Origin of the sequence: Pseudomonas sp. o96-267 (assembly GCF_003935465.1) — a bacterium.
GTDB classification, from domain to species: Bacteria; Pseudomonadota; Gammaproteobacteria; order Pseudomonadales; family Pseudomonadaceae; genus Aquipseudomonas; species Aquipseudomonas sediminis.
The window spans coordinates 142,357-151,746 of sequence record NZ_RHQP01000008.1; the positions used below are offsets into that span (position 1 = coordinate 142,357).

The following is a 9,390-nucleotide window of genomic DNA, read 5'->3' on the forward strand; positions in this document are numbered from 1 at the left end:
GTGCCTTGTTGATAGCGTGCGCCTATCGGCAGCGCACGCCTGACGCTTAATGCGAACGGAAAGCAGCAAATGCCCTGATCACCCGCTCGATTTGTTCGGCGCTGACGTCCAGATGAGTGACCAGACGCAGGCGTGGCGCGGCACTGACGGCGATGCCGTGTTCGGCCATGAAGGCCTTAACTTGCCCGGCACGCTCGCCAAGTTGCACATAGACCATATTGGTCTGCACCGGCTCGACGCTATAACCCAACTCGGTCAACGCCTCGCCCAGGTGTGCGGCCTTGGCGTGATCCTCGGCCAGGCGCTGAACCTGATGCTGCAGCGCATACAAGCCTGCTGCCGCCAGCACGCCGGCCTGACGCATGCCACCCCCGACCATCTTGCGCAAACGGCGTGCTTTGGCGATCAACGCCGTACTGCCACAAAGCACCGAACCGACCGGCGCACCGAGCCCCTTGGACAGGCACACCGAGACCGAATCGAAGTGCTGAGTGATCTCGCGCGCCGGCACACCGAGCTTGACCGCCGCGTTATACAGGCGGGCGCCATCGAGGTGCAGGCTCAAACCACGACGGCGAGTCAGTTCGCGGGCGGCAGCCAAATAATCGAGCGGCAGCACCTTGCCCTGCATGGTGTTTTCCAGGGCCAGCAGGCGAGTGCGGGCGAAGTGGAAGTCGTCTTGCTTGATCGCCGCCTCGACCCTGCTCAGATCCAGCGAGCCGTCGGCTTCACCCTCGATCGGTTGCGGCTGGATGGAGCCGAGCACGGCGGCGCCGCCACCCTCGTACTTATAGGTGTGCGCCTGCTGGCCGACGATGTACTCGTCACCGCGTTCGCAATGAGCCATCAGGCCGAGCAGGTTGCTCATGGTGCCGGTGGGGACGAACAGCGCCGCCTCGAAGCCCAGTTCATTGGCCAGCCAGACCTCCAGGCGATTAACCGTGGGGTCTTCGCCATACACGTCATCGCCCAGCTCGGCAGCCATCATGGCTTCGCGCATGGCAGCAGTGGGTTGGGTAACGGTGTCGCTACGCAGGTCGATCAGGGGCATGACAGGCTTTCCCGGCAATTGGCGAAAGGCCCATGCTAAAGAGGTCGCTCGGACGGTGGAAGATACAGTTGAAGGCAAAATCGCGGGCTGCCGTGGGAGGCGCTTTAGCGGCGACCAATACGACGCAACGTCGCGGCTAAAGCCCTGCAACATACGCCGCTATGCCAAACCGGCACCATCGTCGGGGACGATCAGGATGGCAGCGCGGTGGCCGTTCTTGACCTTGGGATTGGGGAAGATGATGCGCGCGCCCTGCTCTTCCACGATCCAGCGGGTATCGGCGATATCCTCGGCAAGCAGGTAGCCGGGCTCCAGCTCGGTGAAGTTCTCGATATCCGCAGGCAGGTGCAGCTGGAAACTATCGCTGTGCTTGATCACCTCGCGCGACACGGCGAACAGCTGCATGCCATCGATGGTCGGCTCACCACTGATTACCTCGCGCCCTTCGATCAGCGCGTGCAGCGCGTTCTCCAGCAGATCGAGGTTGACCAGTTCGTTCTGACCGAAAGCACGCGCCTTGCCCAACTCCAGGGTGAAGGCCTCAGCGCCGAGTTGCGCGTAGGTATAGGCGCTGAAGGTAATCGACGATTTGTTCTGCAGCAGTACCGCCTCGATGCCGGCAGCACGCAGACGCTCCAGCTCGCGACGGGAATGCGCACGCCCCTCCTGCCACGGATAGAGGGCGAACTGCTCGATTTTGGAAGCGCGGATGGCGGTATGCAGGTCGTAGTGCAGGCGCGTTCGACCGGTGTCCTTGCCGAAGAAATTGACGGCCAGGTGCTCGAGGTCGCAGGCTCTGATGGCTTCGAAGCCACTGGACTGCTCGTGACGGCCGCTGAACAGACGGTTGAGGTCCTGCTCGACGTAACGCTCGCCACGGCGCATGGCCTCAGGGTTGCCGAACAGAAAGAGAATGCGCGCCGCCGGATGCAGCTCGTTGCGCGCGATGCCGCGCAACAGACGATCAAGCAGCTCGATTGGCGCGGTTTCGTTGCCGTGGACGCCGGCCGACAGCAGCAGGTCGAGGCCATTGTCGCGCGCAGCAGGCGGAGTCACCTCCAGCGCGCCCTCATCGAGCCAGCGCAGACGCGTGCCATCGGGCGTCAGTTGAATCTTCGCCGACGGCTCGTGGCCGGCCAGGGTCAGTTCAAGCAGTTTGCCGAGGGCAAGCATCGAGCACTCCTCAAGACTTAGTGATTGCAGTCCGGGCCATGAACATGATCGTCCTCATCGGCGATCATCGGCTCCATCTCCAGTTGCAGGCTGACCAGGTTGGTGGCCTGCGGACGCAGCAGCAGGTTGACGTACTCGGTATCGCCCTCCTCCACGTCGACGCCGATCAGCAACTGATCGCCAACCGCCTGGACCCACAGTTCCTTGCCCTGCCAGACCACGGCAAAGCGGCTGCAGGAGGTTTCCAGCTGAGTGCCATCGTTGTCTTCAAGAATCAGTTGCAGCGCGTCGCTCATACAATCTCCGGGAATCGAGGTCAGGGTCAGGCTATCTGGAAAGGATAGACCGAGCCCAGTTTAAGGATCTGCGTCAGTTCATCCAATGCCGTGCGGCACTCGGTCAACAATTGCGGGTCGGCCAGATCGGCTTCGCTCAAGCGGTCGCGGTAATGCTTGTCGACCCAGACCACCAAGGTATCGTGCAGTGCGTCGCTCATCACCACACCTGGATTGACCGCTGCCAGCTCCTGCTCGTTGAGCGCCACGCGCAGGCGCAGGCATGCCGGGCCACCGCCGTTCTGCATGCTCTGCTTGAGGTCGAACACGCGCACCTCGCGGATCGGCCCGCCGCTGGCCGTCAGCTGCTGCAGATAGCGCCAGACGCTGGCATTGTTCCGGCACTCCTCCGGCACCACCAGCAGCATGCTGCCGTCGGCACGGCTCAGCAGTTGGCTGTTGAACAGGTAGGAGCGCACCGCGTCCTGCACGCTGACGGCAGAGCCTGGCACGCATACGGCCTGAAAGTTGCCGCCACGACGAGCCAGCTTGTCGCCCAGCTCGGCCAGCACTTTGTCGGTTTCGAGGAAAGCATCCTGGTGATAGAACAGCACCTCGCCGTTACCCACGGCGATCACGTCGTTGTGGAACACGCCCTGATCGATCACCGCCGGATTCTGCTGGGCGTAGACCACACCCGCCTCGCTTAGCCCATGCAGACGGGCGACCGCCTGGCTGGCCTCCAGGGTCTGTCGCGCCGGATAGCGCGCCGGCGCCGGATAGCGAGCGTCGAAGGCGCTGCGCCCGTAGACGAAGAACTCCACCCCGGCGTCGCCATAACCCTTGCAGAAGCGCGTGTGGTTGGCTGCGCCCTCGTCACCGAACTGCGCCACTGCCGGCAGCGCCGGGTGGTGAGCGAAGTGCGCCGGGTTGGCGAACATCGCCTGCAGCACGCGACTGGTGGTCGGGTGCTCGATGCTGCGGTGGAACTTGCAGTTGAGGTTGGCCGCGGTGAAGTGCACGCGCCCGTCCGCCGTGTCGGCACTGGGGCTGACGGTGCAGGCATTGGCCGTCCACATGCTCGAGGCCGAGCAACTCGCCACCAGCAGTGGCATGGCCTCACGTGCAGCGCGCTGGATCACCTCGACATCGCTGCCGGTGAAGCCCAGACGGCGCAACGCCGCGACATCCGGGCGCTCCTGCGGGGCCAGTACGCCCTGCTTGAAACCCATGTCCATCAGCGCCTTCATCTTCGCCAGGCCCTGCTTGGCAGCCTCCTTGGGATTGGATGCCGCCTGACTGTTGCTCTGCGAAGCCACGTTGCCGTAGGACAGCCCGCCGTAGTTGTGAGTCGGCCCGACCAGGCCGTCAAAGTTCATCTCATAGGCAGCCATTACAGGGTCACTCCCGGAGTCAGGGTCGCGGGCAGGCTCAGGCTGTCGCTTTCCAGCCCGGCCCCCGGGTAGGCGCAGTAATCCGCCGCGTAGTAGGCACTGGCGCGGTGGTTGCCCGACGCCCCGATACCACCGAACGGCGCGGTGCTGGCAGCACCGGTGAGCTGCTTGTTCCAGTTGACGATGCCGGCGCGGCTATGCAGCCAGAACTGCTCGAAGCGCGCCTTCGAGTCCGACAGCAGGCCAGCGGCCAGACCATAAGCCGTGGCATTGGCCTCGGCGATGGCCGATTCGAAGCTGTCGTAACGGATCACCTGCAACAGCGGGCCGAAGAACTCTTCGTCAGGACGGTCGCTCACGGCCGTGACATCGAGGATTCCGGGCGTCAGCAGCGCAGCATCGACCTGCGGTTGCGTCATCGCCAACAACGCCGTGGCGCCGCAGGCCAGCAAGTCCTGCTGGGCCTGCATCAGCTGCGCGGCGGCCTGTAGGGAAATCACCGAACCCATGAACGGCGCCGGCTGCTCGTCGAAGCGACCGACCTTGATCTGCCCGACGACCTGCACCAGGCGCGCCAGCAGCGCATCGCCCCACTCTCCTTGCGGCACCAGCAGACGGCGCGCACAGGTGCAGCGCTGGCCGGCAGAGATGAATGCGGATTGGACGATGGTGTAGACCGCCGCGTCGACATCCGCGACCTGATCGACGATCAGTGGGTTGTTGCCGCCCATCTCCAGCGCCAGGATCTTGTCCGGGCGCCCGGCGAATTGGGCGTGCAGCAGATTGCCGGTGCGGCTGGAGCCGGTGAAGAACAGCCCGTCGATGCCGGGGTGGCCAGCCAGGGCGACGCCGGTTTCGCGACCGCCCTGCAACAGGTTGAGCACGCCCTCGGGCAGCCCGGCCTCGATCCAGCATTGCACGGTCAGCTCGGCCACCTTCGGCGTCAGCTCGCTGGGCTTGAACAGTACGCAGTTACCGGCCAGCAGCGCCGGCACGATATGGCCGTTGGGCAGGTGCCCCGGGAAGTTGTAGGGGCCGAACACCGCGACCACTCCATGTGGCTTGTGACGCAACACGGCGGTGGCGTCGCCCAGCGGGCCGCTCTTCTCGCCAGTGCGTTCACGGTAGCTCTGAATGGAAATGGCGACCTTGCCCACCATGCTGTTCACTTCGGTGGCGGCTTCCCATAGCGGCTTGCCGGTCTCCTCACCAATCGCTCGGGCGACTTCGTCAGCACGTGACTTCAAACAGGCGGCGAAACGCTCCAGCACGGCGATACGGCCGTCCAGCGAGTGCGCGGCCCACAGCGAAAACGCACCCCGTGCAGCGCTAACGGCGGCATCGACCTGCGCCGCCGTGGCGCCCTGGCCCTGCCACAGCACGGCCTGGCTGACCGGGTCGAGCGATTGCAGCGACTCGCCCTGACCGGGCTGCCACTGACCTGCGATGTAATGAGTGTTCATCTTGTTTTACCACTCCCAGCATTTTCCGGCGGCCGCCTTGGGCCGCCGCGCAAAACCAATAACTCAGCGGTGCGCCGACAGCGTCACAGCACGCACCTGATCACCCGCGGAAAGGCGCAGACGCTTGGCCGTCAGCGGATCGACCACCAGGGTGCCGGCAGCCAGGCGTGCAGGCGCAGCGGTGATGCGGCAATCCTGGCGCTTGCGGTTGTGTATCAGGAAAGGCTCGGCGTCATCGCCTGGCGTGCCAATGGCCAGCACCAGGTTCTGGCTGCCCTGCACGGCGCGGATCTTCGCGGTTTCCGCCTCGATAGCCGGGCCGGCATCGAAGATGTCGACATAGCCCTGGTAGCTGAAACCCTCGGCCTTGAGCATGGCCAGCGCCGGCGCGGTGTCCGGGTGTACCCGACCGATCACGGCGCGCGCATCTTCGGACAGGAAGCAGGTATAGAGCGGAAACTTGGGCATCAGCTCGGCGATGAAAGCCTTGTTGCCAACGCCGGTGAGGTAGTCCGCCTGGGAGAACTCCATCTTGAAGAAATGCCGACCAAGGCTTTCCCAGAACGGTGAACGCCCGCGGTCATCGGACATGCCACGCATCTCGGCGATCACCTTGTCGCCGAACAGCTCGCGAAATTCGGCGATGAACAGAAAACGCGCCTTGGACAGCAGGCGGCCGTTGAGGCCCGTGCGGTGATCGGCATGCAAGAACAGCGAGCACAATTCCGAGTTGCCAGTCATGTCGTTGGCCATGAACAGCGTCGGCACCTGGCGGTGGATGTTCAGCTCCTGCGAGGCGCTGACGGTCAGGCCGACCCGGTAGTTGTACCAGGGCTCGCGCAGGCCGACGGCACCGGCCACCGCAGAGATGCCTACCACCTTGCCGGCATCGTCTTCGAGCACGAACAGGTAGTCGGCGTCGGCGCGTTCGGCCTCGCCACGAAATGCCTTCTCCGCCCAGCCGACCCGATGCGCCAGGCGCTCCTCGTTGGCCGGCAGCGTGGTCAGGCCAGCGCCGGTACTGCGAGCCAGGTCGATCAGGGCCGGCAAGTCGGCACTGCGCACGGGACGAACGATCATAAAACCTCCAGATTCCTCAAGAGCACCGCCGGCACTCTCCTCTGCCCATGAAGGGCGCCCTCTCCTGCGGAGCAGGGGTTAAACCGCTACCAACCTGACACTGGCACCCTCACCGACCCCCAGCGCTTCGGCCGCCTGCGCACTGAGTACCACGGGTTTGCCCGGCACCCAGTCGAGGTCGGCAACGATGGCGCGGAAGTCCTGCAACTGACCGTTGCTGACCAGATACTGGCGGCCACCGGCCTCGGCCTCACCGATCTTCACCGGCACCAGGCGGCTCTGCGCGATGCTACGAATGCCCGAGGTGCGCGCATGCAGGGGCGGGCCGCCATCGAAGATGTCGATGTAATGGTCGGTCTCGAAGCCTTCGCGCATGAGGATGTCGAAGGTGATCTGCGCACGCGGATGCACCTGGCCCATGGCCTCCTGCGCCTCGTCCGAGAGCAGCGGCACATAGATCGGGTAATGCGGCATCAGCTCGGCGAGGAAGGTGCGGCTTTTGAGGCCGCACAGGCGCTCGGCCTCGGCGTAGGTCATGTCGAAGAAATTGCGCCCCAGCGCGTCCCAGAACGGCGAATCACCGTTCTCGTCACTGTGGCCGACGATCTCCACCACCACGGCATCGGCGAAGCGCTCCGGGTGACCGGCCATGAACAGCAGGCGCCCGCGCGAATTGAGCTCGGCGAACACGCTGCTGACCAGCGGGCGCTCGACGTAGAAGCTGGTGAGCAGGCTGTTGCCGGTCAGGTCATGACACAGCGACAGCACGTGGATCTTGTTGTGGATCTTCAGCTCGCGCGAGTTGTGCACGAAGGTTTCGTTGCGAAAACTGTAGAAGGGCTCGGAGTAGCCCGCCGAGGCAACGATGCCGGAACAGCCGACCAGGCGGCCGCTCTCGGTGTCCTCGAGCACGAAGAAGTAGCTCTCCTCGCCGTTGAAACTGACTTCGGCGGCGAACGACGCATCCGAGGCGGCGATCTTGTCGCCCAGCCGGCCTGCATCGTCCGGCAAGGAAGTGACACCCACCGGGCTGTCAGCAGCCAGTCGCTGCACATCCGCCAGGTCCGCCATTTGCGCAGGGCGCATCACCAGCATGGGTCACTCCTTCTAAACAGGGAATTCGTAGCCCGGGTCGGGCAAACAGCCGTGGGAGGTGCTTCGGCTCAGGCATCCTGCTTCGCTCTAGCTCCTGCATCCATGCAGGAGCAGCCGCGATTGTCGCGGCTAAAGCTCCACCCACAGCAAGTCAGCGACGACTCAGGCTGCCGTCAGTTTGCTCAGCGCACGCTCGAAACGAGCCAGGCCTTCGTCGATATCGGCCTCTTCGACCACCAGGCTCGGGGCGAAACGCACCACATCCGGGCCGGCCTGCAGAATCATCAGCCCCTCGGCGGTGGCGGCATCGAGTACCTGCTTGGCCTTGCCCATCCAGGCGTCATTGAGCACGCAGCCGAGCAACAAGCCCATGCCACGTACCTGCTCGAACAGGCCGTACTGCTTGCCCAGCGCCAGCAGGCGGGTCTTGAACTGTTCGCTCTTGGCTTTGACGCCGTTCAGCGTCTCGGCAGTGTTGACGATATCCAGTACCGCCTCGCCCACCGCACAGGCCAGCGGGTTGCCGCCGTAGGTGGTGCCGTGGGTACCAGGCGAGAAATGCTTGGCCAGGTCAGTGGTGGTGAGCATCGCCGCGATGGGGAAACCACCGCCCAGGCTCTTGGCGCTGGAGAGGATGTCCGGCACCACGCCGTAATTCATGTAGGCGAACAGCTCGCCGGTACGGCCCATACCGCTCTGCACTTCATCGAATACCAGCAGCGCGTTGTGCGCGTTGCACAGCTCGCGGGCACCTTCCAGATAAGCTTTGTCGGCTGGCAGCACGCCGCCCTCGCCCTGGATCGGCTCCAGCACCACCGCGCAGGTCTTGTCGGAGATGGCGGCTTTCAGCGCCTCCAGATCGTTGTACGGCACATGGGTGATGCCCTGGATCTTCGGCCCGAAACCGTCGGAGTACTTCGGCTGGCCACCGACGCTGACGGTGAACAGGGTACGGCCGTGGAAACTGTTGGTCGCCGCGATGATCTCGTGCTTCTCCGGCCCGAAACGGTCATGAGCGACACGCCGCGCCAGCTTGAACGCGGCCTCGTTGGCCTCGGCGCCGGAGTTGCAGAAGAACACGCGCTCGGCGAAGGTCGCCTCGACCAGCTTCTTGCCCAGGCGCAGGGTCGGCTCGTTGGTGAACACGTTGGAGATGTGCCACAGGGTATTGGCCTGCTCGGTCAGCGCCGCGACCAGCACCGGGTGGCAATGGCCAAGCACGTTGACGGCGATGCCGCCGGCGAAGTCGATCAGCTCTCGACCGCTCTGATCCCAGACTCGCGAACCCAGGCCGCGCACGGGTACGAAGGCAGCAGGGGCGTAGTTGGGGACCATGAACTGATCGAAATCGGCGCGTTGCACCGCATCGTGCTGAACGGACATCAAAGCTCTCCTGATGAGAAATACCGGCCGCTGGCAGGCGGCAAAGCGCCCGAAACGACAGGGAATGCAAGGATTGTAGGGACTGAATCGGGGCCGGCATTGTCGCCATGCGACAACTTCTTACAGCGCCACCCCAGGTTTTCCGCGGGTTTTCGTCCAAGCGACAGAAAGCGTCGGAAAGGCGCAGTTTAATCGCAGATCGCCGCCTGGAGCACGCTGCCAGAAAAAATCTCCGCAGGCTGACCGGTCGGTATCGAAATTCACGCCTGCGTAGCCAGGATGCAATCCGGGCTACGGCCACCGCGGCGTAGGAGCGAGCTCTGCTCGCGAACCGAGGGCAACACCAGAGTTTCGCGAGCAGAGCTCGGCCCCCCAACGCGGCGCACCCCCCCCCGCCGCCGGGCGGCGGCGCCAGGAACGGGGGGTGGCGGGGGGGGGGGGTGGGGTGGGGGGGGGGCGGGGGGGGGGCGGGGGGG

Annotated in this window: 8 protein-coding genes; all 8 read right to left on the bottom strand. The window is 64.6% G+C overall.

The genetic code is table 11. The features are described from left to right. Nucleotides 1–46: 46 nt before the first annotated feature. The 8 genes from ltaE to EGJ86_RS07830 all read right to left on the bottom strand — a co-directional run bounded on the left by ltaE (nt 47) and on the right by EGJ86_RS07830 (nt 8,914). Nucleotides 47–1,051 carry a low-specificity L-threonine aldolase gene (gene ltaE / locus EGJ86_RS07795; protein ID WP_106733835.1) on the bottom strand — a complete coding sequence of 335 codons (1,005 nt, stop codon included), beginning with the start codon at nt 1,049–1,051 and terminating at the stop codon, nt 47–49. Nucleotides 1,052–1,210: 159 nt separating this feature from the next. Then, nucleotides 1,211–2,224: a succinylglutamate desuccinylase gene (gene astE / locus EGJ86_RS07800; protein ID WP_106733834.1), complete on the bottom strand. Its 1,014-nt coding sequence runs from the start codon at nt 2,222–2,224 to the stop codon at nt 1,211–1,213. Nucleotides 2,225–2,241: 17 nt separating this feature from the next. After that, nucleotides 2,242–2,520, bottom strand: a complete 279-nt coding sequence (locus tag EGJ86_RS07805) for a hypothetical protein (protein WP_003461883.1) — start codon at nt 2,518–2,520, stop codon at nt 2,242–2,244. Between the two features lie 26 nt (nt 2,521–2,546). Then, the gene (gene astB, locus EGJ86_RS07810; RefSeq protein ID WP_106733833.1) at nt 2,547–3,893 is read right to left on the bottom strand and encodes an N-succinylarginine dihydrolase; all 1,347 of its coding nucleotides are present in this window, start codon (nt 3,891–3,893) and stop codon (nt 2,547–2,549) included. Then, nucleotides 3,893–5,356, bottom strand: coding sequence for a succinylglutamate-semialdehyde dehydrogenase (gene astD, locus EGJ86_RS07815; RefSeq protein ID WP_125834674.1), 1,464 nt, complete (start codon nt 5,354–5,356; stop codon nt 3,893–3,895). Before astD ends, astB begins: the two co-directional genes overlap by 1 nt. A gap of 63 nt (nt 5,357–5,419) precedes the next feature. After that, nucleotides 5,420–6,436, bottom strand: a complete 1,017-nt coding sequence (gene astA / locus EGJ86_RS07820; protein ID WP_125834675.1) for an arginine N-succinyltransferase — start codon at nt 6,434–6,436, stop codon at nt 5,420–5,422. A gap of 78 nt (nt 6,437–6,514) precedes the next feature. Continuing rightward, complete coding sequence (aruF, locus tag EGJ86_RS07825) at nt 6,515–7,531, bottom strand: arginine/ornithine succinyltransferase subunit alpha (RefSeq protein WP_125834676.1); 1,017 nt, start codon at nt 7,529–7,531, stop codon at nt 6,515–6,517. A gap of 162 nt (nt 7,532–7,693) precedes the next feature. After that, nucleotides 7,694–8,914, bottom strand: coding sequence for an aspartate aminotransferase family protein (locus EGJ86_RS07830; protein WP_125834677.1), 1,221 nt, complete (start codon nt 8,912–8,914; stop codon nt 7,694–7,696). Nucleotides 8,915–9,390 lie beyond the last annotated feature (476 nt).